General features: G+C 67.4%; 19 protein-coding genes. 9 read left to right on the top strand and 10 right to left on the bottom strand.

Annotation, left to right across the window (positions count from 1 at the left end; all coding sequences use genetic code 11):
• Positions 1-21: 21 nt before the first annotated feature.
• Positions 22-954 carry a glutaminase gene (locus tag AC1D2L_RS09070; RefSeq protein ID WP_476845529.1) on the top strand — a complete coding sequence of 311 codons (933 nt, stop codon included), beginning with the start codon at positions 22-24 and terminating at the stop codon, positions 952-954.
• A 3-nt stretch (positions 955-957) separates the two neighbouring features.
• Here the strand turns inward: AC1D2L_RS09070 and AC1D2L_RS09065 are convergent, their stop codons facing one another.
• The 8 genes from AC1D2L_RS09065 to AC1D2L_RS09030 form a co-directional block, all read right to left on the bottom strand.
• Positions 958-2,982, bottom strand: a complete 2,025-nt coding sequence (locus tag AC1D2L_RS09065; RefSeq protein ID WP_476845528.1) for a CHASE2 domain-containing protein — start codon at positions 2,980-2,982, stop codon at positions 958-960.
• Positions 2,979-6,722 (bottom strand): FecR domain-containing protein, encoded by a 3,744-nt coding sequence (locus tag AC1D2L_RS09060; protein ID WP_476845527.1) that lies wholly within the window; start codon positions 6,720-6,722, stop codon positions 2,979-2,981. Before AC1D2L_RS09060 ends, AC1D2L_RS09065 begins: the two co-directional genes overlap by 4 nt.
• A gap of 129 nt (positions 6,723-6,851) precedes the next feature.
• Positions 6,852-7,337, bottom strand: a complete 486-nt coding sequence (locus tag AC1D2L_RS09055) for a Pycsar system effector family protein (protein ID WP_476845526.1) — start codon at positions 7,335-7,337, stop codon at positions 6,852-6,854.
• 230 nt (positions 7,338-7,567) lie between these two features.
• A complete protein-coding gene (locus tag AC1D2L_RS09050) occupies positions 7,568-8,761 on the bottom strand; it encodes an ABC transporter substrate-binding protein (RefSeq protein ID WP_476845525.1) in 1,194 nt (397 codons plus the stop codon).
• Positions 8,762-8,789: 28 nt separating this feature from the next.
• Complete coding sequence (locus AC1D2L_RS09045; RefSeq protein WP_476845524.1) at positions 8,790-9,842, bottom strand: N-acetylglucosamine-6-phosphate deacetylase; 1,053 nt, start codon at positions 9,840-9,842, stop codon at positions 8,790-8,792.
• Positions 9,843-9,865: 23 nt separating this feature from the next.
• Positions 9,866-10,609, bottom strand: a complete 744-nt coding sequence (locus AC1D2L_RS09040) for a glucosamine-6-phosphate deaminase (protein ID WP_476845523.1) — start codon at positions 10,607-10,609, stop codon at positions 9,866-9,868.
• A 74-nt stretch (positions 10,610-10,683) separates the two neighbouring features.
• Positions 10,684-11,883 (bottom strand): mannonate dehydratase, encoded by a 1,200-nt coding sequence (gene uxuA, locus AC1D2L_RS09035; RefSeq protein ID WP_476845522.1) that lies wholly within the window; start codon positions 11,881-11,883, stop codon positions 10,684-10,686.
• Positions 11,884-11,947: 64 nt separating this feature from the next.
• Positions 11,948-12,643, bottom strand: a complete 696-nt coding sequence (locus tag AC1D2L_RS09030; RefSeq protein ID WP_476845521.1) for a GntR family transcriptional regulator — start codon at positions 12,641-12,643, stop codon at positions 11,948-11,950.
• Positions 12,644-12,977: 334 nt separating this feature from the next.
• Here AC1D2L_RS09030 and AC1D2L_RS09025 point away from each other — a divergent pair, with 334 nt between their 5' ends.
• The 6 genes from AC1D2L_RS09025 (at position 12,978) to AC1D2L_RS09000 (ending at position 19,134) form a co-directional block, all read left to right on the top strand.
• A complete protein-coding gene (locus AC1D2L_RS09025; RefSeq protein ID WP_476845520.1) occupies positions 12,978-14,054 on the top strand; it encodes an ABC transporter ATP-binding protein in 1,077 nt (358 codons plus the stop codon).
• Positions 14,051-14,941, top strand: coding sequence for an ABC transporter permease (locus AC1D2L_RS09020; protein WP_476845519.1), 891 nt, complete (start codon positions 14,051-14,053; stop codon positions 14,939-14,941). Before AC1D2L_RS09025 ends, AC1D2L_RS09020 begins: the two co-directional genes overlap by 4 nt.
• Positions 14,942-14,945: 4 nt before the next feature.
• Positions 14,946-15,779, top strand: coding sequence for an ABC transporter permease (locus AC1D2L_RS09015; protein ID WP_476845518.1), 834 nt, complete (start codon positions 14,946-14,948; stop codon positions 15,777-15,779).
• Positions 15,780-15,912: 133 nt separating this feature from the next.
• Positions 15,913-17,091 (top strand): ABC transporter substrate-binding protein, encoded by a 1,179-nt coding sequence (locus tag AC1D2L_RS09010; RefSeq protein ID WP_476845845.1) that lies wholly within the window; start codon positions 15,913-15,915, stop codon positions 17,089-17,091.
• Position 17,092: 1 nt separating this feature from the next.
• Positions 17,093-18,133, top strand: a complete 1,041-nt coding sequence (locus AC1D2L_RS09005) for a Gfo/Idh/MocA family protein (RefSeq protein WP_476845517.1) — start codon at positions 17,093-17,095, stop codon at positions 18,131-18,133.
• Positions 18,130-19,134 carry a Gfo/Idh/MocA family protein gene (locus AC1D2L_RS09000; protein ID WP_476845516.1) on the top strand — a complete coding sequence of 335 codons (1,005 nt, stop codon included), beginning with the start codon at positions 18,130-18,132 and terminating at the stop codon, positions 19,132-19,134. The genes AC1D2L_RS09005 and AC1D2L_RS09000 overlap by 4 nt, the downstream gene beginning before the upstream one ends.
• A gap of 74 nt (positions 19,135-19,208) precedes the next feature.
• On the opposite strand, the gene AC1D2L_RS08995 is transcribed toward AC1D2L_RS09000, so the two are convergent.
• On the bottom strand, positions 19,209-20,336 hold the full coding sequence (locus AC1D2L_RS08995; protein WP_476845515.1) for an AGE family epimerase/isomerase: 1,128 nt from the start codon (positions 20,334-20,336) through the stop codon (positions 19,209-19,211).
• Between the two features lie 203 nt (positions 20,337-20,539).
• Here AC1D2L_RS08995 and AC1D2L_RS08990 point away from each other — a divergent pair, with 203 nt between their 5' ends.
• Positions 20,540-21,727 carry an ABC transporter substrate-binding protein gene (locus AC1D2L_RS08990; RefSeq protein WP_476845844.1) on the top strand — a complete coding sequence of 396 codons (1,188 nt, stop codon included), beginning with the start codon at positions 20,540-20,542 and terminating at the stop codon, positions 21,725-21,727.
• A 207-nt stretch (positions 21,728-21,934) separates the two neighbouring features.
• On the opposite strand, the gene AC1D2L_RS08985 is transcribed toward AC1D2L_RS08990, so the two are convergent.
• The gene (locus tag AC1D2L_RS08985; protein WP_476845514.1) at positions 21,935-22,906 is read right to left on the bottom strand and encodes a hypothetical protein; all 972 of its coding nucleotides are present in this window, start codon (positions 22,904-22,906) and stop codon (positions 21,935-21,937) included.
• Positions 22,907-23,057: 151 nt separating this feature from the next.
• Between AC1D2L_RS08985 and AC1D2L_RS08980 the strand changes: the two genes are divergently transcribed.
• A complete protein-coding gene (locus AC1D2L_RS08980) occupies positions 23,058-25,373 on the top strand; it encodes a xanthine dehydrogenase family protein molybdopterin-binding subunit (protein ID WP_476845513.1) in 2,316 nt (771 codons plus the stop codon).
• Positions 25,374-25,395: the final 22 nt, after the last annotated feature.

The raw sequence follows: 25,395 nt of genomic DNA, 5'->3' as shown, positions 1-25,395 counted from the left end.
GGGCGGATCAGGGGGCGGGGCGTGACTGACATTGCACGGCTGGTCCGCGAGATCGCCGCCGAGATGGCCGCCGCGCCGGAGCGCGGCGCCGTCGCGACCTATATCCCACCGCTGGCCACCGTCGATCCAGCCCGCTTCGGTCTCTGCATCGTCACCGCCGATGGCACGGTCCACGCGGCCGGCGACAGCGAAGAGGCCTTCTCGATCCAGAGCGTCTCGAAGGTCTTCGCGCTGACGCAGGCCCTGGGCAAGGTCGGCGATGCCCTGTGGCGTCGGGTCGGGCGCGAGCCTTCGGGCACCGCCTTCAACTCGATCGTCCAGCTCGAGCGCGAGCAGGGCATCCCGCGCAACCCCTTCATCAATGCAGGCGCGCTTGTCGTCGCCGACATCAATCTCGGCGGGCACGAGCCGCGCGTCTCAATCGGCGAATTGCTGCGTTTCGTGCGCTACCTCGCCGATGACGACGGGATCACAATCGACGAGACGGTGGCGCGCGCCGAGCAGGCGACCGGTTTCCGCAATGCCGCGCTGGCGAACTACATGAAGTCCTTCGGCAACCTGGCTCATCCGCCGGAGCGGACGCTGGGGGTGTATTTCCATCAATGCGCCATCGCCATGAGCTGCCGACAGCTCGCTCTGGCGGGCCGATACCTGATGCATGGCGGCCTCTACGAACCCGGCGGCCCGCGGGTGATCTCGGCGCAGCGGGCACGCCGGATCAACGCCCTGATGCTGACCTGCGGCCATTACGACGCCTCGGGCGATTTCGCCTTCCGCGTCGGGCTGCCGGGAAAATCCGGGGTCGGCGGCGGGATCCTGGCGATCGCCCCCGGGAAGGCCGCGATCGCGGTCTGGTCCCCGGGGCTGAACGCGAACGGCAACTCGATGCTGGGGACGCTGGCGCTGGAGCGGGTGGCCGATGCCACCGGCTGGTCGGTGTTCGGCGCCGGCTGAGCCTCAGGCCGAGACGAGCCGCTCGGAGAGGATCGCCGCCATCTTCGCGGTATAGGCCGTCATCGCGGGCCAGGCGGCGCGACACTCGGCTAGGGCATCGAGGCAGGCCGCGAGATCGGCCTCGCTCTGCGCCCGGAACAATCGCGCATGGGCGGCGAGCAGACGCGCGCCGTCGGCGGTGTCGCGCAAGCCAGCCGGGCCGAGCACCGTGAAGATCGGCGTCGCCTGCTGGCGGCCCCGCACGGCGATGCGGTCCAGTTCGAACACGAAATAATCCTCCCGGAGCAGCGCGGCCGTGCCTTCGCCCAGGATGATGCCGACGCCGTACTCCTTGGTCATGCCTTCGAGCCGCGAGGCCAGGTTCACGGTGTCGCCCAGCACGGAGTAGTCGTAGCGCCAGCGCGAGCCGATATTGCCGACGACGCAGATGCCCGTGTTGACGCCGACGCCGACGGCGAGTGGCGGCAGGTTCGGGTCCTCGCTCTGCAGTTCGCGGTTGAGCCTGTCGACCGCCTTCGCCATTTCGAGCGCGGAGCTTACCGCCGCGCGCGCATGGCGGGGTTCCGGCAGGGGCGCGTTCCAAAACGCCATGACGCAGTCGCCCATATACTTGTCGATGGTGCCCCGGGCCTCGAGCACCTGCTCAGAGAGCGCGTCGAGCAGCCTGTTGATCAGGCTGGTCAGGCGCGCCGGATCGTCCTTGAGCCTTTCGGACAGGCTGGTGAAGCCGCGGACGTCGCAGAACAGCACGCTGAGTTCGCGGCTCTCGCCACCGAGCTTCAGAGAGTCCGGATTGCGGGCGAGTTCGTCGACGAGATCCGGCGTGACATAGCGCGAGAAGGCTTCGGAGACCGCCGCGCGCAGGCGCCTTTCCCGGGCGTAGTCGAGACCGAACCGGGCGCCAAATCCTGTAAAGGCAGCCAGCGCCGGGGTCACGGGCGGCAGCCAGACGCGGCCGAAGCGCAGCAGCAGCCAACTTGCGCCCACGATCGAGAAGAGCAGGACGATCGCGGTGGCGCCCGTCCGCCAGGAGATCGCGGCCGCGCCGGTCCCGCAGCCCAGGAGCGCGCAGAGGGCGATGGCGGCGGCGATCGCGCCGAGAGAGGCGGGGCTGATCCAGAGACCATTGCTGAGATTGTCGAGCAACGTTGCGTGAACCTCGACGCCGGCGGTCAGCGTCCCGGTCTGGGTCGTGAACGGCGTCTCGAAGGCGTCGGGGCCGCCTGCCTGCGCCGTCGGCGCGGACTTCAGGCTGAGCCCGACCAGGACGGTGCGGCCCTTGAAGAAGTCGGGCGGCAGGAAGCCAGCGGGGTCGAGCGCCTGGTAATAGGACACGGTCGGGTAGGTGCGCGCGCCGCCGAGATACTGGACCAGCGCCCGATCCGGAATGACGGGAACCGTCTCGCCACGCTCGTGCAGCAGGGCCGCCGCGAAGCTCTCGGGCACGGCCGGAAAGCGCCGCAGCACGCCATCGCCATCGAGATCGACCGAGGTGATGCCCGATGCCGCGCCCTTGGCTGTCAGGGCAGGCAAGGGACCTATCCGCGACACCTGCGTGCCATGCGCCATCGCGATGACCTCGCGGTCGGCGGCCAGGACATGGCCGGGGCCCAGCGCTGCGGCGAGTTCTGCATCGGCCGCCTCCGTGGACGGTTCCGAGAAGACGATATCGAGGCCGACAGGGCCCGCGCCGGCGCGTTTCAGGCTTTCCATCAGCCTGGCATGGACGCTGCGCGACCAGGGCCAACGCTCCGGCAATTCGGCAAAGGAGGGTTCGTCGATGCCGACGATGATCGCTCCCGGTTGTGCCGGCAGCAGAGGCGCGGTCGTGGAGAGGATGTCGAAGGCCATCGCTTCAAGCGTGCGGATACCGGCTCGACCATGCAGAGGCGCGACCAGAAGCGAGACCAGAAGGGCCAGCAGGACATTGCGAAGGCGGGGGCGCGCGCGCAGCGCCCGCAGCAAATCGTGGTAGCGCCGCCCGAAACCGGGGGCCCGGCCCAATGCGGGCTGGGCGTCGACGGTCAAAACCGGACCCTGAGCGAACCCGCGATGGTACGGCTGGCGCCGGGAATGGCATCGCTGGTGGCGCGCGCCGCGACCTGATCATAACGCTTGTCGAACAGGTTGAGCACCGCGACGCCGAACAGGAAGCGGCGATCGGGGGTCTCGTAGCTCGCGGTCAGGTCGGTGGTCCAGAACGGGTCGAGCTTGATGCCGCCGGGCGAATCGTAGCGCTCGCCGATGTAGTTCTCGATCACCGAGAGCTTGATGCGGCTGGGATGGACGAAGGTCACGCCGGCGCGTGCAAAGCGGCGCGGCACGAAGGGCACGTCGACATCTCCGCCGAGGCCGTCGGGCGTCTTCGAATCGGCCATGCCAACCGTGCCGAACACGCCGATGCCGTGCGTCAGCCAGATATTGGCGGTGGCGGTGACGTAGTCGATACGGGCCTTGCGGAGGTCGAAACGATCGAGCGTATCGGGCAAGGCGAAGCGCAGCTGCGTTGCCTGCTGGCTCTGGTACTCGACCGACGTGAAGATGTTGCGCGTCCATTCCGCGTCCCAGCGAAGCGCCAGCGTTTCCGTGCTGCCACCGAGCTCGACCGGGAGCTGGTTGGGCAGCAGGCCCGCCGTGGTGATCGGCGACAAGGTGAAGCCCGCCGGCAGCCCGGCATCGCGGCGCCAGGCGGCGCGCAGCCAGTGCCCGTCCAGCGGCGAGAAGGCGACGCCGACGCGCGGATCGACATAGGTCTTGGAGCCGAGCTGGTCGAAATCGGTCGCCACCAGATGCACGCCGCCCTCGAGCTGGAAGATGTCCGAGGGCTGCCAGATCAGGTTGCCATAGGCGCGCCCGGCCTTGTAGCGAGACTTGGCCCCGTCGAAGCTCGAATCCGCTGCCGTGAACGGGATCGCGGGGATCGAAAGCGTCTCCTCCGTGGCGGTGGAGCCCGAGATGCGGCCGAGAGCCCCTTCCAGGCCCGTCCGCAGGGTAAAGTCGCCGACGCCGATGGCATGGCCTATCGTGCCCGAGAGCGAGTCGACCCGCGCCTTGGAAAGGGTGCGGCCTGCGATAAAGGTGGGCAGCAGGCCGAAGAAGGGATCGACCGTCGCGGCAAGCGCATAGCGATCCCGCGTCTCGTCGGCCCGGTTTGCCTGGAGCGTCGCCGTCACGACGTTCCGATAGCCGAGCGAATGGCTCCAGCCGACACCAAGCTGGTAGGCCTTGAGCTTGGTGACATCGGCATCGCCGAGATTGCGGTCCGGTGACAGCAGGTCGGGCGCTGTCGAATTGGCCGTGCCCCAGAGCAGGAAGCGATCCGTGGCGCTCGGGGCCATGCCGACGAACAGGCTGGCGCTGCGGCTATCGACGCCGCCGGGTGCGCCTCGACGCGATGCGGTGCGCTCCTGGGCCGCCGAAATCGAGACCGATGTCGGGACGGGCGTGTTGGCAAAGCCCTGAACCAGCACGTCCTGCTGCCAGCCGGCGCGGCCGTTGCGATGTATCGCGGCGCCGCCGATCTCGGCATCGAGGAAGGGCATGCGCAGCAGGTCGATGCGCCCGACACGCCCCGCGACCGCAAGTGGGTCCAGCAGCAGCCCCTGGATCGCGAGACTGCCGGCCACGGCCGAACTGTCTGCGCCGATGACCTGGTCGAGCGTCGGGCGCGCGAAGAAGGGGCTCGGGCGGCGGGCGATGGCCTGATCGAAATAGCTGCTCGACGTGAAGGAATCGGCGACGCGGTCGGTATAGAAGCGGGCCCAGTCCTCGAGGTTCAGCAGACGATAGGCCTGGCCGAGATAGGAGCCGCCGGTGCGGGTCGAGGCGAGCGCCGCGAAGTATCCGCCGCGGTTGCGATAGCGCCGCACCGCCTCGCGGGCATTGATGATGGCGGCGTCGGCGTCCATCTGGTCGACGGCGATCGCGGTCCGCACGATCGAGGTGACGGGGTCGTTGCGATCGAGCCGGTCGGCATTGTCGAGCGCCTGCGCGGACACGTCGAGATCGCCGCTCTGGTATTGGGTGATCGCGGTGACGAGCAGGCTCTGGGCCGAAGCCGGGTTGGCGGCGCTGCCGGCGAGCGCGAACTCCATTGCCTTGGCAGTGTCGCCCTTCTGCAGGAAATAGCGCGCCTTGGCGGTGTACCCTACATAGAGCGAGGGATCGAGCGACAGCGCCTTTTCGATCAGCGCGCCGGCCTCCTCGACGCGGCTCTGGTCGAGCAGCAGGATCGCGAGATTGGCGTAAGGCACGGGATCGGACGGGTCGACGGCGATGGCCTCCCGGAAAGCGACCTCGGCTTCCTGATTGGCGTCGCGGCTGCTCTGGGCAAGGCCTAGCCCGTTCCAGATCGTCCCGTCGCCCGGTGCGATCTGCGCGGCCCGCGTCAGATCCGCAACGGCCCCGTCGAGATCGCTGTCGATCGCGCTCTTGAGATAGCCGGAGGCCAGCAGGGTCTCGGGGCTGTCGGGATCGACCGCGCGCATCCGCTCGACGGTCGCGCGCATCTCGTCGCGGCGGTTCAGCAGCAGAGAGACCTGGGCGGACAGCATCGCCGACAGCAGGTTCCTCGGCGCGGCCTTCTCGTTCTTGTCGAGGATCGTCCGAGCGTCCTCGAGACCCTTGCCGAAGGCGACGGCGAAAGCGGCGCAGATATTCTGGTCGGCATTGCCCGGGCGCGGCATCGGCCGGACACGCTTGGGGTCGGCCATGGTGGCTGCGGCGAAATACCCACATCGGGCAGTCTGGCGCTGGCGACCGCTCGTGCCGCGTTCGGCGCGCGCAAACAGCACGGCGGCCTCCTTGTAGCGCTTGGCCATGCCGGCGAGCATCGCCTCGACCAGATCGAGCCGCGCACTGAGCGCGCCATGACCGGCGCGGGGGCGCCTCTCCGGCCGGCCGGCAGTCCAGTCGTCATTGGGACCAGGCACGAAGGCCGGGCTCTGGCCCAGTTGGCGACGCGCCTCGGCCACCGCCTGCAGCACGAGCTCCGGCCGGTCATGGCCGAGCCCGTTCTCGGCGATCCCGACCCAGTCCTCGGTGCTGCGGGCCGTCACGGGAATGGCCGCAAGGCGGCTGCGCTCGCTCCGGCGTGCGGAGCCGTCGAGGCGGCTTGCAGGCAAGCCCCGGAACAGCGCGCGCATTTCCATGTAGAACATCATCTGCTCGCGGTCGTCAGGCCGCACGAGCACGATCTTGGTTGGCCGCTCCCCGATACGCGCGCTGGCGCCCTCGCCCTGGCGGACCGTGACCGAGCCCTGCGGATTGCTGAACTCGACAACGCCCTCCAGCACCACCAGCGAGGTGCGGTCGCCCTGGACCGACAGCGACCAGTCGGTCCCGCGGATCGCCGCTGAGGCCGCGGGAGTCTTCACCGTGACGCCGGAACCGCCGCGCGAGGCGCGGGCCCAGACATTGCCGGCCGGCAAAGTGAGCTCGGTATTGCCGGTCGGGGACGCCGCAGCGATCTGGTTGACGACGAGCGTCGACTGCCGGCCGACGCGGATCGTGGTCTGGTCGGCGAAGGTGATGCCGAGCGTACCGATCTCGCCAGTGCGCAGCGTATCGCCGCCGACGACATCCTGCCGGACGATCGCGGGACGCCAGCTCGGCTCGCGCGGGAACTGCAGCTCCTCGCCACCCTTGGTCGCGACGATGGCGCCGACCCGGCCGGCAGCGCGCGGAAACGGCTCCTGCGCCAGGGCGGCCGCCGGGGCGCTCATTGCAAGCAGGCCGGCAAGGCCCCGGCCGATAACGCGACGAAACATGACGATGCCCCGAATGCCCAGCCCGGCAGCGCCCCCCTGGAGCGGACGCAGCGCGTATACTACACATGCCGCAAGGGATCGCGCATCTCATGGCACGATTCACCGCAGCTGATTGTATATGTATAAACTTTATAGAGATTTAGCCAATGAAATCGCCCATGTCCACGGCAGAGCCGTGATCAGCAAAGCAGTCAGGCCGCGCTTGAGGCAGCGAAACTTGGACCGCAAGATGCGCGCGTTGACGTAGCACTGGTTCAGGACGTCCTCGAGGTATTCCTCCTCGGTGAGGTTGATGAAACGCTCGCGGAATTCATCCTGAGGCATGCCCGCCACGCTCCCGAAAAAGGACAATGACGGCTTCCCTGCCCGCATCCGGGGAATCTGGCCGCGCATCAGTTGGTAGAGCACGATGCCGAACCCGGTCGCCGACAGCGCCAGCGCGACCATGAAAAGGCCACTCCACAACTTGACGGCCGGGGTCGCGGCCGAAAGCGCGCCCATCATGGCCACCGTGATGCCCATCAGGCCTGCGCTGCGGCTGTCATGCCGGCCGATCCAGTCGATCATCTGGGAGAGCGATTTCTCAGCGCGTTGCTTGATCCAGTCGTCAGTCATCTTCGGTTGCCCCTGCTGGAAGCAGACGCATTTGCGTCAACTGACGCTTTCACGCAAGTTCAAATCTGTCGGAAATAGGTCTTAGGTGCCGCCAATCGGGAGCATTGCGGAACTCTGCAGCGATAGCTCCCCGGCCTGCGCAGGAGCGCATCTCCGGGGCGCACAATAAAAATACGCGTGGCGGCAGGGGTCTGCCGCCACGCGTCAAGGCGTTGGACGCGTCGCTGCGCTCAGCGCGCGCGCTTGGCCCCGACCAGCTCGTCCCATTTGCGGAAGGCGACGACCATCTTGTCGGGCTTCAGCGGCAGTTCGATCGGGTTGTTGGCGATGAGGTCGGCATATTCGGGACGGCCGAACTCGGCGATGACCTTCTGACTCGACTCAGGGGCCAGAGAGAGCGGCACGTTCTTCACCGCCGGGCCGGGATAGAGATAGCCCTCGTCATAGGAATAGGCCTGCGCCTTGGGGGTGAGCACATAGGCCATCATGTCGAGCACGACGGCGAGGCGGTCGTTCGGGATGCCCTTGGGCACGCACATGAAGAACGCGTCGGAGACCCAGTGGAAGCCCTTGAGCGTCTGGATCTTGGCTTCCTTCGGCACGATGCCGAGCGCGCGCGGATTGATGTCCCAGCCGGTGGTCGAGATGATGATGTCGCGCGAGCCGTCGCCGAACTCCTTCATCGTCGCGCCGGTGCCGGCGGGATAATACTCGATGTACTGGCCGAGCTCCTGGAGATAGGCCCAGGTCTTGTCCCAGCCGCCGACCGGGTCCTGCGGATCCTTGTCGCCCAGGAGATAGGGCAGGCCCATCATGAAGGTACGGCCCGGGCCGGAGTTCGTCGGACGGGCATACATGAACTTGTTGGGGTTCTGCTTGGCCCAGGCCAGCAGCTCCTCGGCGGTGGTCGGCACCTGCTTGACGCGGTCGGGCATGTATTCGAGCAGCGGACCCGACGGATAGTAGTTGATCACCACGCCGAAGCCGTCGCCCTGGACCTTGTGCAGGTTGAGCGCGGCGGGCTCGTAATTGGCCTCGATATTGGGGAACTTGTCGGCGTAGTCAGGCAGGATCTTGAGCCAGAGCTTCTGGTCGAGGCCGGCGGCCAGGCCGTCGCTGCCGGTCAGGACGAGATCGAGATCGGCGCGGCCGGCCTCTTGCTGCGCCTTGATCTTGCTGGCGAGTTCGGGCGCCGGCGCCTTCACGAAGGCGATGCGCGAGACCAGCTTGGGGTTGGCCGTGCGGTAGTCCTCAAAGGCCTTCTGCATCAGCGCGAGCGCACCACCGACATCGATGACGCTGATCGTCACCGGCGCTGCCGGCAGCGCCGGCGATGCGGCGAAAGCGCCAGGCGCCCCCGTGGCCGCAGCCGCCAGACCGCCCAGCACGGTGCGGCGGTCGATACCCGATCCTGTCTTGCTCATGTCGTCTGTCTCCCCTTTTTTGATTGAATCAGGCCGCGCTTGATGAAGACAAGTGCTGGCCGGTCGTAAAATCACGTTTGATGTCGCCGAGCCGGACACGGCGAACCCGGAGAACGGCGTCCCATTCGACCTCGCCCGCATCCGGCGACAGGCGCGCTGCCTCGAGCGCAGGCGCAAGGGCAGCGAGCGGATGGCGCGAGGCCATCGCGATCGCCTCGTCGAACCCGGCCAGCCCCCAGGCGACGACATTGCGCACGGCTTCGTCGAGACAGAGCGCCGAGCCCGCCAGCGAAGTGCTGTCGGCGAGCCGCACGGAGCCATCATTGCCGCGCTCGACCGCCATGCCGGCAAAGCTGTAGCGGCCGGGCGCGGCCGCGGCACCCACCACCGCGTCGGTGACAAGGATCGAGCGTTCGAATCCTTTGGCGCGAAGCAGGACTTTCAGCGCCTTGGGATGAAGGTGGATACCGTCGGCGATGAAGCTAGCCCAGAGACGATCCTCGGCAAGCTGCGCGATGATCGCATTGTTGAGCTTGTGCGCCTGCTGCGGCATGCCGTTGCCGAGATGGGTCGATAGCGTCGCGCCGGCATCCACTGCAGCCGCGACCTGATCGAAATCGGCCGYGGTGTGGCCCAGCGCCACGACGACCCCTGCGGCTGCAAGCTTCGCCACCAAGCCAAGCCCGCCCGCGATCTCGGGGGCGAGGGTCACCATCAGGATCGGACGGTCGAGCCCTGCCTGCAGCCGTTCGATCAGCGCGGGGTCGGCCGCCGTCATCGCCTCGGCCGGATGGCAGCCGCAATAGCCCGGCCCCGGGTTCAGGAACGGGCCCTCGATGTGGTAGCCCGGGCACATCGCTGGCCCGAGCGTGCTTGCGGAAATCGCAGCATCCAGCGCCTTCAGCCGCGCCGCGAGCTCATGCGGATGGGCGGTGATGAGCGTTGGCAGGCAGAGCGTCACGCCGGTGGCGAGCATCGCCTCCAGCGCGCGGTCGATTTCGGCGGGCGTGATCGTGTCGGCGTTGAAGTCGACACCGCCGAAGCCGTTGACCTGGAGATCGACGAGGCCGGAGGTCAGCATGAGCGCGCTCCCCTCCCCGCCGCTCAAAGTTTCGCCAGCAGCGAGGCGGCCGGCGGATCGAGGAAGACCACCGTGTTCTTGTGGTTCTGCAGGATCGAGGCCGGATGCAGGTTGCTGACCGGTCCCTCCAGCGCATCGCGCGTGGCCTTTGCCTTGCGCGCGTCGGGAACCGAGAGGATGATCAGCTCGCTCTTCATGATCTGGCGCACGCTCATCGAGATCGCGCGTTCCGGCACGGCATCGAATGTCGGGAACCAGCCTTCGCCGAACTGCTGGTTGCGGCAGGCGTCGTCCAGCTTCACGACGATATAGGGCTCCACGGTGTCGAAATCCGCCGGCGGATCGTTGAAGGCGAGGTGGCAGTTCTCGCCTATTCCGGCGAAGCACACATCGATACGCTTAGCCCCGATCAGCGCGTTGAGGCGCTTCGTCTCGGCCTCCGGGTCACCCTCGCCATCGACCGGCACGAACTCGACCTTGCCGCCCAACGGCGCCACGAAACGCTCGCGCAGATAGCGCCGGAAGCTCGCCGGATGGGCCTCGCTCAGTCCGACATATTCGTCGAGATGGAAGGCCGTGACCTTCGACCAGTCGATGCCTTCGGCCACGACCAGATGGGTCAGCACCTCGAACTGGCTCGCACCCGTGGCGACGATGATGTTGGCGTGGCCATGGCGCGCCTGCGCCTCGCGGATCGCGGCGGCGCCGAGCGCGGCTGCCTGCGAGCCGAGCGTATCCTTGTCGGGGACGATGCGGATATCGAACATGTCTGTCTATGAACTCCAAAAGCAGGCCGGCCGGAAGCCCTGCCCGTCAGCATAAGGCCAGGTGGAAACGGGTATCAGGACAGCGGCCAGCCCTTGTGGGCGGAGACCGCGCGCATCACGCCGCGCAGTTCGGCGAGGCCCTTGAGCCGGCCGATGATCGGATAGCCGGGATGGGTCGGGCGGCCGATATCGTCGAGCAGTTCGTGGCCGTGGTCGGGCCGCATCGGGATACGCCAGCTGGCCTCGCCTGCCGCGCGTCGGCGCTCCTGCTCCTCCATCAGCACCGAGACCAGCGCCACCATGTCGGTATCGCCGTCGAGATGGTCGGCCTCCATGAAGGAACCGTCGGCATCCTTGGCGACATTGCGCAGATGCGCGAAATGGATGCGCGAGGCGAAACGCCTGGCGATTGCCGGCACGTCGTTATGCGGGCCTGCGCCGAGCGAGCCCGAGCACAAGGTCAGGCCGTTGGCGACGCTGTCGACGGCGCCGAGCACGAAGCCGATATCGTCGCCGCTCGAGACGATGCGGGGCAGCCCCATGAGCGAGCGTGGCGGGTCGTCCGGGTGGATGGCGAAGCGCATGCCGAGTTCCTCGGCAGTCGGAATGATCTCGCGCAGGAAGCGGGCGAGATTGTCGCGCAGGATATCGCGGGTGATGCCGCGATAGCGGTCGAGCATCCGGCGCAGGCCGGGAATGTCATAGCGCTCATAGGCGCCCGGCAGCCCCGCCATGATGGTCGCGAGCAGCTTGTCCTTGGTCGCTTCCGTGGCGGACTGGGCCCAGGCCCTGGCCTTGATAAGCGTATCTTCGGAGAACTCGGCTTCGGCGCCGGGGCGCTCAAGCATGTAGCAATCGAAGGCGGCGAACTCGACGATGCCAAAGCGCAGGGCGGTGCCACCGCCCGGAAGCGGGTGGGCAAGCTCCGTCCGGGTCCAGTCGATCACCGGCATGAAGTTGTAGCAGATCGTCTTGACCCCGCAGGCGGCGAGGTTGCGCATCGACTGCCGGTAATTGTCGAAAAGCGGGGCGAGATCGCCCTCGTTGAGCTTGATGCGCTCATGGATCGGCAGGCTTTCGACCACGCGCCATTCCAGGCCCAGCGACGGGTCGGCGCCGATGATCGCCTGGCGCTCCCGGATGGCCTCCCGGCTCCAGACCTCGCCATAGGGGATATCGTGGAGTGAGGTGACGATCCCGCGCGCGCCCGTCTGCCGGATCTGCGACAGGCCGACGGCATCCTTGGGGCCGAACCAGCGCCAGGTTTCTTCCATCAGACAAATCCCCTTGCCATAGCGTTTCTCCCGAGTGCGGCGCCTGGCGCGCCGTCCTTGTTGTTCAGCCGCGCCGTTGCGCCAGCGCGCTCTTGTCGAAGGCGTCGACATGCGCCTGCGCGATCTTGTCGATCGCATCGAAGACCGTGCGCAGGTGACCGCGCATCGCAGCCTCCGCGCCAGCGGCGTCGCCACTGCCGACGCAGGCCGCGATGTCCTGATGCTCGCGCAGGATCATGTCCGACCAGGACGGCGTCTCGAGCGAGAGGCAGCGCACCCGGTCGAGCTGCGCCTTGACGGACTCGATCAGGCCCCAGACCGACGCGTAGCCGGCAAGCCTCGACAATTCCGCATGGAAGGCCTCGTCGAGCTGGAAGAAGGCCGGCCGGTCGCCGGCCTGCATCGCTGTCTTCTGCTGGGCGACGAGATCATCGAGCACGATCTTGCCGGCTCCGTCGATGCGCTCGGCTGCGAGCACGACCATGCGGCACTCGAGCGTCTCGCGCACGAACTGGCTGTCATAGACGGCGGCGAGATCGATCGGCGCCACGAAGGTGCCAACCTGCGGGATCACGACGAGGAAGCCCTCGTCGACCAGGCGCTTGAACGCCTCGCGCACCGGCGTGCGACTGACACCGAACTGCGCGGCCATCCGGGCCTCGGACATTGCGGCGCCCGGCGGTGTCGCCGCCTGGAGGATATCGTTGCGGAGCGCACGATAGATCTGCTCGGTGCCCTGCCGTGCGGCAGAAAAGGTCATTGCATCGGTTCCGCTCACTGGTATACTAGCATACCAACCCATCCGCGGCAGCGTCAACCGCTGCAGGATGGCAAACGCATCGGTCAGCCGCGAAGGGCCCTTCCCTTAGCGTCATGCCGGGCAACAAGCCGAGCGAAACAGCCGGCATCGAGGGAGACGGCATGGAAGACCAGATCACCGCGACACCCGATTTCCGCCTCGCCGCCGCAGCTCTGAGCTCGGCCGAGCCTGCGCGGGATCTCAGGCTGTCCCGGCAGATGGGGTCCCTCTGCCGGCTCGCCAAATTCCCCCGATCGATCGCAGGCCACGCGCCTGCTGCAACTTTGTGGCATTCATGACGATCAACGCAGCCAATTTCAAAGAGCTCCGGCTCGACCGGCTCAGCCGCGACTTCGGCACGCACAACGCCCTGAAGGACGTCTCCCTGACGATCGGCAAGGGCGAATTCATTGCCCTGCTCGGCCCGTCGGGATGCGGCAAGTCGACGACGCTCAACCTGATCGCCGGGCTCCTGCCCGCGACCGGTGGCGGCATCTGGCTCGACGACCGCCGCATCGATCCGTTGCGGCCCGAGGAGCGCGGCTTCGGCATGGTGTTCCAGAACTACGCGCTGTTCCCGCATATGAGCGTGAAGAAGAACATCGGCTTCGGCCTCAAGATGCGCGGCCTGCCCAATGCCGAGATCGACAAGCGCGTGGCGGAAGCCGCTGCGCTGGTCCGGCTGCAGAGCCAGGTCGACAAATTGCCCGGCCAGCTCTCGGGCGGCCAGCAGCAGCGCGTCGCCATCGCGCGCGCCATCGTCGTCGAGCCGCCGCTGGTGCTGATGGACGAGCCGCTCTCCAACCTCGACGCCAAGCTGCGCCTCGAGATGCGCGCCGAAATCCGCCGCATCCACAATACGCTTGGCGCCACCACAATCTATGTGACGCACGACCAGGAAGAGGCGCTCTCGCTGGCCGACCGCATCGTCGTGCTGCGCGACGGCGAGGTCCGCCAGGTCGGCACGCCGGAGGATCTGTTCTCGCGGCCTGACCATATCGACGTCGCCGAGTTCATGGGCTTCCGAAATGTCGTCTCGGGCCGAGTTTCAGCGGTGTCCGGCGGCAGTGCGGACGTCGCCGTCGGCGGCGCGAGCGTCGCCGGCCGCACGCGTGGCCCCGTGCAGAGCGGGGCCGCCGCCCAGGTCGCGATCCGCCCCGAGGACCTGCACCCCCTGCCGGCAGGCCAGAGCGGGCTCGTCGCGACCGTGATCTCGACCGAATTCCGCGGCCGTGAATTCGTCGGCTTTGCCCGGATGGAGGACGGCACCGACCTGTCCTTCCTCGCCGCCGAGAAGCTGGAGCCCGGCGCCACTGTGACGCTCGGCGCAGACCCCGCCCGCGTGCTCGTCTTCACGGGGACGGCCGCATGAGCGCCGCCCTCGACCATATCCCTCTCAAGCAGCGGCTTGCGGCGCGTGGCATAGACGGGCTGACGCTGCTCGTCCTGCCGGCAATCATATTCCTGCTGGCGCTGTTCATCTACCCGTTCATGTACGGGCTGTTCCTGTCCTTCACGCCCAAGGCCGGCGGGACTTTCGCCAATTATGCGAAGTTCTTCTCGGACGCCTTCCTGTACGACACGATCGCGACCACGCTCTGGCTCGCCTTGCCGGTCACGTTCCTGACGCTGCTGTTTGCGGTGCCGATCGCCTTCCGCGTCCGGCTGATGGAGCATCAGCGCCTGCTCACCACGCTGCTGGTGATCCCGATCACGCTCGGCACCGTGCTCGTCGCAGAGGGCCTGCTGAACTATCTGGGGCCACAGGGCTGGTTCAACCGCACGCTGATGACCATCGGCCTGATCAAGACGCCGGTGAAGCTAATCCATAACTACTGGGGCGTGGTGCTCTCGCTCGTCATCACCGGCTTCCCCTTCACCTTCCTTCTGACGCTGTCCTATCTCTCGGGCATCGACCCCGCCCTCGAGAAGGCAGGCGCGACGCTTGGCGCCGGCCCCTGGCAGCGCTTCAAGACGATCATGTTCCCGCTGCTGCTGCCGGGCCTGGCGATCACCTTCTGCCTCTCCTTCGTGCAGGCGTTTTCGGTGTTTCCCTCGGCCGTGCTGCTGGGCGCGCCTGCGGGTCCCACGCGCGTGATCTCGATCGCGGCCTATCAGGCGGCCTTCGAGGAGTACGATTATTCAATGGCCTCGGCGATCGCGATGATCATGGGCGTGGTCCAGCTCAGCATCGTCGTTCTGGTCCTGAGTGCGCGCGGCCTGCTCTATCGTGGCCCTGCCGGTGGCGGGAAAGGCTGAGGACATGGTTGCAGATACCCGCCTTTCGACAAAACTCTGGGCCGCCGCCAACTGGGCGCTGATCGGCTTCTTCCTGCTCAACCTGCTGGGCATGATCGGCACGGTGGTGACGAGTTCCTTCGCCACGCGCTGGCTCGGGACGTGGCTGCCGGCCGGCTGGACGACACGCTGGTACTACGCCGCCTGGGCCGAGTTCCAGCTCGGCGACGTACTCAGCGTCACCTTCCAGATCGTGTTCCTGGTGGTGCTGTTCTCCGGGCTTATCGGCGTGCCGGCGGCCTATGCGCTGGCGCGACGCGATTTCCCCGGCAAGAAGCTGGTGATGCTGCTGTTCCTGCTGCCGCTGCTGGTGCCGCCGATCACCTACGGCATCCCGCTGGCGACGGTGCTCTACCGCGCCGGGCTCGCCGGCCAGATGTCGGGCGTCGTGCTCGCCAACCTGGTGCCGACGGTGCCATTCGTCATCCTGGTGATGATCCCCTTCATCGAGCAGATCGACACCAAGATCGAGGCCGCGGCGCGCGTCTTCGGCGCCAACACCTTCAAGCTCTTCGTCTATGTGCTGCTGCCGCTGCTGATGCCGGGCATCCTGGCCTCGCTGCTGTTGGTCCTGGTGCGTACCATCGCGATGTTCGAGCTGACCTTCCTCACCGCCGGGCCGACCAGCCAGACGCTGGTTGTCGCGCTCTATTACGCGGTCTTCGCCGCCGGCGTGCGCGCCGTGCAGTCGATCGACGCGATGGCGGTGATCTACATGGTGACGACGCTGGTCTGGCTCATCATCGCGCTTCGCTTCGTCAACCCGACGCAGATCGTCGGGCGTGGAGGCAAGCGCTGAGGACATGAAACGTCCATGCCGGCGAAAGCCGGCATGGTGCAAGAACGCGCAAAGCCCCGGGCCTCCCAATCACGGGAGGCCGATAGAGGGCACGCACATCCCAGGGAGAGAGACAGTGACAGACAAGGCAGGGTTGAACCTCACGCGCCGCAGCGTCGTTGGCGGCGCAGCGAGCCTGGCGGCACTCGGTGCCGGCAGCGCCTTCGCGCAGGCCCCGGCGAGCCCGGTTGCGCTCAACATCATCGACGTCGCCGGCAATCTGCAGTTGACGCAAGTGGCCATCGAGGCCTTCGTCAAGGCCAACCCGAAACTGGTCTCGCGCGTCAACTTCTCGCGCGCGCCGTCGCCGGAACTGCCGGCCAAGCTGAAGGCGCAGCAGGCGGCCAACCGCGTCGACATCGACCTCGTCCTGACCGGGCCTGGCGCCATGTCGGACGGCATCCAGCAGGGCCTGTGGGTCGATGTCTGGAAGTCCCACGCCGCAGCGCTGCCAAAGGCCGAGGAGATCTACCACGAGCAGGCGCTGATGATGCAGCGCAATTTCGGCCAGAACGAGGGCGTGGCGGTGGTCTATTCGCCGTCCGGCCCGCTCTTCGAATATGCGCCCGAGCGCCTCAAGGTGGTACCGAAGACCGCCGAGGAATTCCTGGCCTACGTCAAGCAGAACCCGAAGCGCTTCACCTATGCGCGGCCGGTCAATTCCGGCCCCGGCTGGACCTGGCTGCAGGGCCTGCCCTACATCCTGGGCGATGCCGACCCCAGCGACCCGATGAAGGGCTGGGACAAGAGCTGGGCCTATCTCAAGGAGCTCGGCACCGGCATCGACTACTATCCGGGCGGCACCACGCCGACGATGAAGGAGCTCGGCGAGGGCACGCGCGACGTCATCGTCTCAACCTGCGGCTGGGACATCAACCCGCGCGCGCTCGGCATCGTGCCGAAAGAGGCGAAGGTCTTCGTCCTCGCCAACACGCACTGGATCCCCGACACGCAGTTCATGTGCATCCCCAAGGGCGTGCCGGCCGAGAAAATCGCGGTCCTGCTCCAGTTGATGTCGCACATGCTCAAGCCCGAAGCGCAGGCCGCGACCTACGACAAGGGCTATTTCTATCCGGGCCCAGCGGTGAAGGGCGTGACGCTCGCCATGGCGCCGCAGGAAAGCCGCGACGTGCTCGCCGAGTTCGGGCGGCCCGAATATGACGACCTGATCGCAAAGCTGCCGACCCGTCCGCCGCTGACGCCCGAGCGCCTCGTCGCCGCCTTCCGGCGCTGGGACCAGGAAATCGGCGTCGGGCACAACGCGCCGCAATAGCATGCGCTTCGCGGCCATAGGGCTAGACCACCGCCATATCTTCCACATGGTGGGAGGATTGATCGAGGCCGGCGCCGACTGCGCCGGTTTCGATCCGACGACCAGTGACCCGCGCGTCCTCGCCGGGTTCCGCGAGCGCTTTCCCGCGCTCGTGGAGCGGGAGGCGGCGGCATTGCTCGACGATCCCGGGATCGACCTGATCGCCTGTGCCGGCATTCCCAGCGAACGCGCGGCGCTGGCGGTGCGGGCCATGCGCGCCGGCAAGGACGTCATGGTCGACAAGCCCGGCGTCACGACGCTGGCGCAGCTCGATGCGGTCGAGGCCTGCGTCGCCGAGACCGGCCGGATCTTTTCCGTCTGCTTTTCCGAGCGCTTCATCGTGCCCGCCACCATCGTCGCGGGGAAGTTGATCGCCGATGGCGCGATCGGCCGCGTCGTCCAGACCATCGGGCTCGGACCCCACCGCCTGAACCGCCCGATCCGCCCGGACTGGTTCTTCGACAGAGCCAAGTTCGGCGGCATCCTGACCGACATCGCCTCGCACCAGATCGACCAGTTCCTGCATTTCACGGGGTCGAGCACCGCCGAGATCGTGACCTCGGGAACCGGCCATTTCGGCGAGCCCGACCTGCCGGACTTCGAGGACTTTGGCGAGATCCTGCTGCGCAGCCCGCAGGCCGGCGGCTATATCCGCGTCGACTGGTTCACCGCCGACGGGCTCTCGACCTGGGGTGACGGCCGCCTGACGATCCTGGGCACGGACGGCACCATCGAGCTGCGCAAATATGTCGATATCGCAGGCCGGCCCGGCACCGACCACGTCTTCCTCGTCGACCGCAACGGCACGCGCCACATCGACGCGTCCAGGGAACCGCTGACCTATTTTCGCGATCTCATCGCCGATGTCGGCGCGCGCAGCGAGACCGCGATGCCACAGACCCATGTCTTCACCGTCTGCCGGCTGGCACTGGAGGCTCAAGCTCGCGCCGTGCGCCTGCCGATCAGGCCAGCCCAATCCAGCACAGGGAATTCGCAGCAGTGAGCAAGCTCGGCATTGCCGTCATCGGGCTCGGCCCCGCCGCCCTGCCCCATTCAAAGAGCCTGCTCGACCTCGCCGACAAGGTTGACATGCGCTGGGCCGCGAGCCGCTCGGCCGAGCGCACCGCAGCCTATGCCGGGCAGTTCCCGTTCCCGGTGACGACCGACATCGATGCCGTGCTGGCGGATGAAGCCGTGCAGGCCGTGATCGTGCTGACGCCGCCATCGAGCCACCGCGACGTCGCCACGCGCTGCCTCCAGGCCGGCAAGCACGTCCTTGTCGAAAAACCGCTGGAACTGACCAGCGCGCGCGGCGCGGAACTCGTCGCCGCGGCTCGCGCATCGGGAAAGGTGCTCGGCGTCGTGCTGCAGCACCGCTTCCGGCCTGCCAGCCTGCGCCTGAAAGCGGTACTCGACGGCGGCGAGCTCGGCGCGATCGAAGGCGCTTCGCTGAGCGTGCCATGGTGGCGTCCGCAGGCCTATTACGACGAGCCCGGCCGCGGCACCCTGGCCCGCGACGGCGGCGGCGTTCTGCTGACGCAGGCGATCCATTCGCTCGACCTGTTCCGCTCGCTTGTCGGCGTCTCCCGCGTCGTCGCCTCGCAGGTCCGCACGACCAAGCTGCACGCGATGGAGACCGAGGACTACGTCTCCGCGCTGCTGGAGACAACATCGGGCGCGCCCGCGACGCTGATGACGACGACGGCGGCCTATCCCGGCCATCCCGAGCGCATCGAGATCATCGGCACCAAGGGCTTTGCCTCGCTCGTCGGCGGCAGGCTCTCGCTGTCCTTCCTCGATGGCACCTCCGAGGTGGTCGAGGCCGAAGGCTCCACCGGCAGCGGCGCCAACATCATGGATTTCCCGCATGACGCGCACCGCGCCGTCATCGCCGATTTTGTCGAGGCCATAGCGACCGGTCGTGACCCCGTGGTGACCGGCGAGGAGGCGCTGGCCTCGCAGCGGCTGGTCGACGCCATCCTGGGCAAGGCGGCGGAGGGCTAGGCGGCATGGGAATGGCGCAGGCACATCGCCGTAATTCCGGGGCGCCTCACAGAGGTCGCCCCCGCGTGACGGCTTTATGCGCCAACCAAGCGCTTGACGCGGATCACCTCCACCAGCGCCAGCAGCAGGTGATAGAGCACGCGCACCGGGACGGGATCGGTGACCGGATTGCGGGCGGCGTCGAGCTGGTTGACCCAAAGCCCCGTCTTGCGATCGACGAAAAGCTGGAACGTCAGCGCGAGATGCGCGTCGAGCTTTTCCATCGCCTCCCCGTCGCCCTCGAATTCGGCGCGGGCGGCCAGCGCCTTGAGATATTCCGTCTGCGGCCAGAGCAAGGCGTTGGCGTTCAGGACCTCCCCCCTCGGGTCGATCTCGTTGACGACAGCGCCGCCACGGTCATGCCGCGCGGCGAAGGCGAAAAGCTGGCGGGCACTGTCGCGGGCCGCGTCCGAGCCGGTCAGGTGGGCGTGATGATGGAGCAGCCAGGTCCATTCGTAGTGGTGGCCGGGCTCGCGGATCAGGCCACGCGGCCCCGGCGCCGGGCTCCAGTCCTCGCCAAAAAATTCTGCGAGCGAGCCGGCGCCATCGACCATTTTTGCCTGCATCAGCTTCACGAGCGCATCGGCGCGCGCGAGCCAGCGCGCATCGCCAGAGGCTCCGGCGAGAGCGTGGCAGGCTTCGAGCAGGTGCATATGCGGATTCTGCCGGCGCGGCAGGGTGCCGAGCGTGTCCTCGCGAAAACCGCCTGCGGGATGAGCCAGTTCGCTCTCGATGAAGCGATAGACGGTCTCGGCCCGCGCAAAGGCCTCGGCCTCGCCGCTCGCCTTCCCGTACCAGCCGAGCGCGAACAGCACGAAGGCGAGATCGTAGAAGTCGGAGCGGGCGTCGATGACGTCGCCGCCTTGCGTGCAGCGATGACTGAAGCGGCCATCGGGACGCCGGCAGGTGTTCCAGAGAAAATCCAGCCCATGCCGCGCCGCCTCGAGCGCGCCCGGCACGCCGAGCAGATGCGCGTGGGCAAAGCTGTAGGTGAGCCGCGCCGTCACCAGCGTAGTGCGGATATCGCTCGTGGAGGGCGTACCGTCGGGCTCCAGCATCTCGACGAAGCCCGACCGAGCGGGGTCGTAGACGCGGGCGAGCCAGCCCGGCAGCAGGTCCTGCACCAGCCAGTCCGAAAGGGCTTCTGCGGTTTCAGCGCTCATGGCATCGTTCCCCCTGGCTCCCGCTCAGGGGCGGTCGCATCGAGCGATCTAGGGGAAGCCGGCACCGTGCGGCAAGCACCCGGCGCGAGCATGCGCCATTCGAGTTCCGCATCCATGTACCGGATGCGGTCAACGACGGCAGGGCAAACCCTGACGCATCACAACCACCACCGGAGGGAAACACCATGACGGACGACCACAAGATGAATGCAACCCGCCGCCAGGTCGTCGGAGGCGGCGTCGCCGCACTCGCGGGCCTGCCGGTGCTGGGGGCCACGGGTGCCTTCGCGCAGGGCCTGCCGCTGCCGAAAGCCCCGGTCGCGCTGAACATCATCGATGTCGGCGGCGCGCTGGCACTGCTGCAGAAGCCGCTCGAGAACTATCGCGACGCCAAGAAGAACCTGGTCTCGCGCATGACCTTCATCAAGGCGCCGGCGCCCGAGCTGCCGGGCAAGATCAAGGCGATGCAGGAAGCCAACCGCGTCGACATCGATCTCGTCATCGGCGGCCTCGACGCGCTCGCGGCCGGCATCGAGCAGAACCTCTGGGTCAAGCTTTTCCCGGATCACTCGGCCTCGCTGCCCGATCCCGCCAAGATCCTGATGCCGGCTGCGCTCGACATGCACAAGCTCGGCTCCGGCCAGGGCATGTGCGTGGTCTACTATCCCTCGGGGCCGCTGCTCGAATACATGCCCGACCGCGTCAAGCAGGTGCCGACCACGGCGCAGGAACTGCTCGCCTGGGCCAAGCAGAACCCCAACCGCTTCCTCTATGCGCGTCCGGCGAACTCCGGGCCGGGCCGCACCTGGATCATGGGCCTGCCCTATCTGCTGGGCGACAAGGACCCGAAGGATCCGGTCAATGGCTGGGAGAAGACCTGGGCCTATCTCAAGGAAATCGGCCAGTACATCGAGTACTATCCCACCGGCACCGGCGCGACGATGAAGGAGTTCGGCGACGGCTCGCGCGACATCATCATCACGACCACAGGCTGGGACATCAACCCGCGCGCGCTGGGCATCGTGCCGAAAGAGGCGAAGGTCCAGTCGCTCAAGGGCTTCCACTGGGTCTCCGACGCCCAGTACATGTACGTCCCCAAGGGCGTCTCGAACGAAAAGCTCGCCGTGGTGCTCGACCTGATCAGCCACACCATGACGCCTCAGCAGCAGGCCTACACCTATGACGAGGGCTATTTCTATCCGGGCCCGGCAGTGAAGGACGTGCCGCTCTCCATGGCTCCGGAGAGCAGCCAGAAGGCGATCGCCGAGTATGGCCGGCCCGAATATGCCGACCTGATCGCCAACAACCCGATCGAAGTGCCGCTCACGCCCGACAAGATGGTCCAGGCCTTCCGCCGCTGGGACGAGGAAGTCGGCAAGAAGAGCAAGTGATCGGCGCCGCTGCCTGATTGCGGCGGTCCAGCTATTGGCGGGCGGAGGGGGAGACCTCTCCGCCCGCTAGCTTTTACGAGATGCTGGCGATTGGCGTCATTGCGAGGAGCAGAGCGACGAAGCAATCCAGGCGCGTGCAGAGCACTGCCGCCCCTGGATTGCTTCGCTGTCGCTCGCAATGACGATCCTGTCGGATCAGAACGGGCACTAGCGTGGCAGATAGGTGCCGGCACCCTGCGCGGTCGCGGCGGCGTATACGCTGGCTGCAACCGCCAGATCGGCGACCGCAAAGCCCCTGAACACGAACATGGCGCGCTGAATCGCGTCGCTCCGGCCCGGTCTCACGCCTGCGGCGAGTTCGGAAAGATCGGCATCGAAGCTCCCCACGGGACCTATCGTCGCCGAGAGCGGAGGCGTCTTGCCCATCTGCTGGTGATCGTCGGTGGCGAGGATATCGAGCGCGCGCAAGGTCTCGGGCTGCCAACTGCGGGCGATGTCGACGCCCGCGACGAAGCTGCCGGGCTTCAGCCACTCGGGCGACAGGAACGGCGTGAAGCCGGCCCGCGTCGGTACGCTGGTGATCACGACATCGCTGCCGGCCACCACCGCCTCCGCATCGGCAAAGGTCTCGACTCCAAAGCCCAGCGACCTCGCCTGGTCGGCAAAGCGTTCGGTGCTGGCGCGGCCCTTGCCGAAGGCGAGCACGGTTGAAAGGTGCGGCAGCAGCGCCTTCATCGCCGGCAGATGAGCCTGCGCCTGCACCCCGCAGCCGACGAAGCCGATGGTCGTGCTGTCGGGGCGGGCCAGCGAGGCCGCGGCGGCCGCCGACATCGCGGCAGTGCGCACCGCGGTCAGCACATTGCCATCCATGATCGCGAGCAGGCGCCCTGTCGTAAAATCGTTGAGCGCGATCAGCGCGTCGATATTGGCGCCGCCGCTCTCTGCCGACGGCGCCATGCCGAGCCATTTGGTCGAGGCCATGCCGATTTCGGCGGAGGCGGCGCAGAGCGACTGGAAGGCGTGGCCGGGCGCGATCTCGAAGGCGAGTTTCGGCTTGCTGATGCCCCGGTCTGCCTGATGGGCCCTGAAGGCAGCGATCACGGCCCCTCGCAGGCGCGTCGGGTCCAGTGCAAGAGTGCCTATATCGGCCTGGCTGAGATAAAGGACGGTGTTGGTCATCTCGGATGCGCTCTCGATTGCATGGACGTCATATCGCGGGGTCGCCGCACGGTCTCGACCGGCGCCCGTGTCTCCTATACCGCCATGTTGCGGGCAAGGCTTGCGGGCTCTGCCTTCACACAGCGAGAGCGAGGTCGAAATGAATGACGGCATGACGGTCGCCACCGATCCGCGCTCGCTGCGGCGTCGCGAGGATCAGCGCTTCCTCGTCGGTGCCGGCGATTATCTCGACGACCATCCCGTCGCGGGCGAACTCTTCGCCGCGATGGTGCGCTCGCCCCATGCCCATGCCCGCATCATCGCGATCGACAGCGCCGCCTCAGCAGCACTGCCGGGGGTGCGCGGGGTCTTCACCGCCGACGACCTCGACGGGCTGCATCCCCTGCCCTGCTACATCGCGGTCAAGACGGTGGATCCGCTGATCGTGCCGCCGCGTTACCCGCTGGCACGGGACATCGTCCGGCATGTCGGCGACCTCGTCGCCTTCGTCGTCGCCGACACTCGCGAGCAGGCACGCGATGCCGCCGAGCAGGTTTTGGTCGCGTACGACATCCTGCCCTCGGTGACGGAACTCGGGCGCGCGCGCGAGCCCGATGCAGCCCAGATCTGGCCGGGCGTTGCGCCCGGGAACGTCGCCTTTCGCTTCCAGCGTGGCGACAGCGAGGCCGTGGCGAAAGCCTTTGCGAGCGCCGCCCATGTCGTCTCCTGCGAGCTCGTGAACAATCGCATCGTGGCGGCGGCGATGGAGCCGCGCATCGCGCTCGGGCGCTTCGATACCGCAAGCGGGGTCTACCACCTCGCCATCAGCGGCGCCTCCGTGCACGCCATCCGCCGCGAACTCGCCGAGGGCGTCTTCCGGGTTCCGCTCGACCGGATCGAGGTCTCCTGCCCCGATGTCGGCGGCGGCTTCGGCATGAAGAACGTCACCTACCCCGAGTTCGCGCTGGTGCTCTGGGCGGCGCGGCGGCTGGGCCATCCCGTGCACTGGACGGCCGACCGGCTCGAGGAATTCACCAGTGGTGTGCATGGCCGCGACAACCTGACCAGTGCCAAGCTCGCGCTCGATGCGAAGGGGCGTTTCCTGGCGCTGGCGGTCGAGACCACAGGCAACCTGGGTGCCTATGTCTCATCGCTGGGCCCCGGCGCCACGACCAATGCGCCCTCGACGGCGATGGGTACGCTCTATGAGATCCCCGCCATGTCGATGGACGTGCATGGCGTGTTCACGAACACGGTGCCGGTCGATGCCTATCGCGGCGCGGGCAAGCCCGAGGCGAACTACCTGCTGGAGCGACTGATCGACGAGGCCGCCCATAGGCTCAAGATCGACCCGGCGAAACTGCGCCAGCGCAATTTCATCCGGCACTTCCCCCATCGCAGCGCCTTCGGCACGGTGATCGACTGTGGCGCGTTCTCTGGGAATCTCGACCGGGTACTGCTGGCGGCCGATCGCGCCGGCCTGCCCCAGCGCAGGCGCTCGGCAAAGGCGCGCGGCAAGCTCCGCGGCTTCGGCATCGGCTGCTTCCTCGAGACCTCGCGCGGCCAGCCCAATGAGGAAGCCTGGCTCACGGTGCGCGACGACGGCACCATCGACATGGCGGTCGGCACGCAGTCCAACGGGCAGGGTCACGAGACCAGTTTCGCGCAGGTCGCGAGTGCAAGGCTGGGCCTGCCGGTCGAGACCTTTACGCTCGTGCAGGCCGACACGGCCCGGGTGCCTCGCGGCGGCGGCCATGGCGGCGCGCGCTCGCTGCATCTGGGCGGAACCGCGCTGGTGATGGCAGCCGACGGGCTGATCGCAAAGGCGTTGCCGGTGGCGGCGCAGCTGCTTCAGGTGGAGCCCGAGGTCTTGCGCTTCGCTACGGGCCGTTTCCGGACGGAAGCTGCGGACGAACCGCTCCGCGAGATCGACCTGTTCACGGTTGCCCGACATGTTCTGGAGAGCACCGGCGACGCGCTGGCGAGCCATGGCGACAATGTCAGCGACGCCATCACCTTCCCCAATGGCGCGCATGTCGCCGAGGTCGAGATCGATCCCGAGACGGGCGCCGTCACACTGGAGCGCTATGTCGCGATCGACGACTACGGCACGCTGGTCAACCCGCTGCTGACGGAGGCGCAGGTGCATGGCGGGCTGGCGCAGGGCATCGGGCAGGCCCTGCTCGAGGAGGCGTCATACGATCCGGAGTCCGGGCAATTGCTGAGCGCGACCTTCATGGACTACGCCATGCCGCGCGCCGACGACATTCCCCTGTTCGATATTCAGATGGTGGAGATCCCCACAAGCGCTAACCCGCTGGGCTCGAAGGGCGTCGGCCAAGCCGGATGCATCGGCGCGCCGCAGACGGTAATGAACGCGATCCTGGACGCCCTGCGGCCGCTCGGCGTGACGCATCTCGACATGCCGGCGACGCCGGCCAAGGTCTGGCGCGCGATCAGGGATGCGCAGTCGCGGCCGACGGCCTGAAGCGCGGCGCCTTGCGAGCGCA

The sequence above is a fragment of the Allobosea sp. P1_B10 genome, assembly GCF_056406735.1.
Note: the sequence above shows the minus strand (reverse complement) of the source record. Positions and strands in the feature narration are given on the sequence as shown.

Excerpts from the sequence above, each read along its gene's own strand:
- AC1D2L_RS09005 (WP_476845517.1), top strand. The coding sequence starts at position 17,093 with ATGCGCTTCGCGGCCATAGGGCTAGACCACCGCCATATCTTCCACATG.
- AC1D2L_RS09025 (WP_476845520.1), top strand. The coding sequence starts at position 12,978 with ATGACGATCAACGCAGCCAATTTCAAAGAGCTCCGGCTCGACCGGCTC.
- AC1D2L_RS08995 (WP_476845515.1), bottom strand. The coding sequence starts at position 20,336 with ATGAGCGCTGAAACCGCAGAAGCCCTTTCGGACTGGCTGGTGCAGGAC.
- AC1D2L_RS08980 (WP_476845513.1), top strand. The coding sequence starts at position 23,058 with ATGACGGTCGCCACCGATCCGCGCTCGCTGCGGCGTCGCGAGGATCAG.
- AC1D2L_RS08990 (WP_476845844.1), top strand. The coding sequence starts at position 20,540 with ATGAATGCAACCCGCCGCCAGGTCGTCGGAGGCGGCGTCGCCGCACTC.
- AC1D2L_RS09030 (WP_476845521.1), bottom strand. The coding sequence starts at position 12,643 with ATGACCTTTTCTGCCGCACGGCAGGGCACCGAGCAGATCTATCGTGCG.
- AC1D2L_RS09050 (WP_476845525.1), bottom strand. The coding sequence starts at position 8,761 with ATGAGCAAGACAGGATCGGGTATCGACCGCCGCACCGTGCTGGGCGGT.
- AC1D2L_RS09015 (WP_476845518.1), top strand. The coding sequence starts at position 14,946 with ATGGTTGCAGATACCCGCCTTTCGACAAAACTCTGGGCCGCCGCCAAC.
- AC1D2L_RS08985 (WP_476845514.1), bottom strand. The coding sequence starts at position 22,906 with ATGACCAACACCGTCCTTTATCTCAGCCAGGCCGATATAGGCACTCTT.
- AC1D2L_RS09040 (WP_476845523.1), bottom strand. The coding sequence starts at position 10,609 with ATGTTCGATATCCGCATCGTCCCCGACAAGGATACGCTCGGCTCGCAG.
- uxuA (WP_476845522.1), bottom strand. The coding sequence starts at position 11,883 with ATGGAAGAAACCTGGCGCTGGTTCGGCCCCAAGGATGCCGTCGGCCTG.
- AC1D2L_RS09060 (WP_476845527.1), bottom strand. The coding sequence starts at position 6,722 with ATGTTTCGTCGCGTTATCGGCCGGGGCCTTGCCGGCCTGCTTGCAATG.
- AC1D2L_RS09020 (WP_476845519.1), top strand. The coding sequence starts at position 14,051 with ATGAGCGCCGCCCTCGACCATATCCCTCTCAAGCAGCGGCTTGCGGCG.
- AC1D2L_RS09055 (WP_476845526.1), bottom strand. The coding sequence starts at position 7,337 with ATGACTGACGACTGGATCAAGCAACGCGCTGAGAAATCGCTCTCCCAG.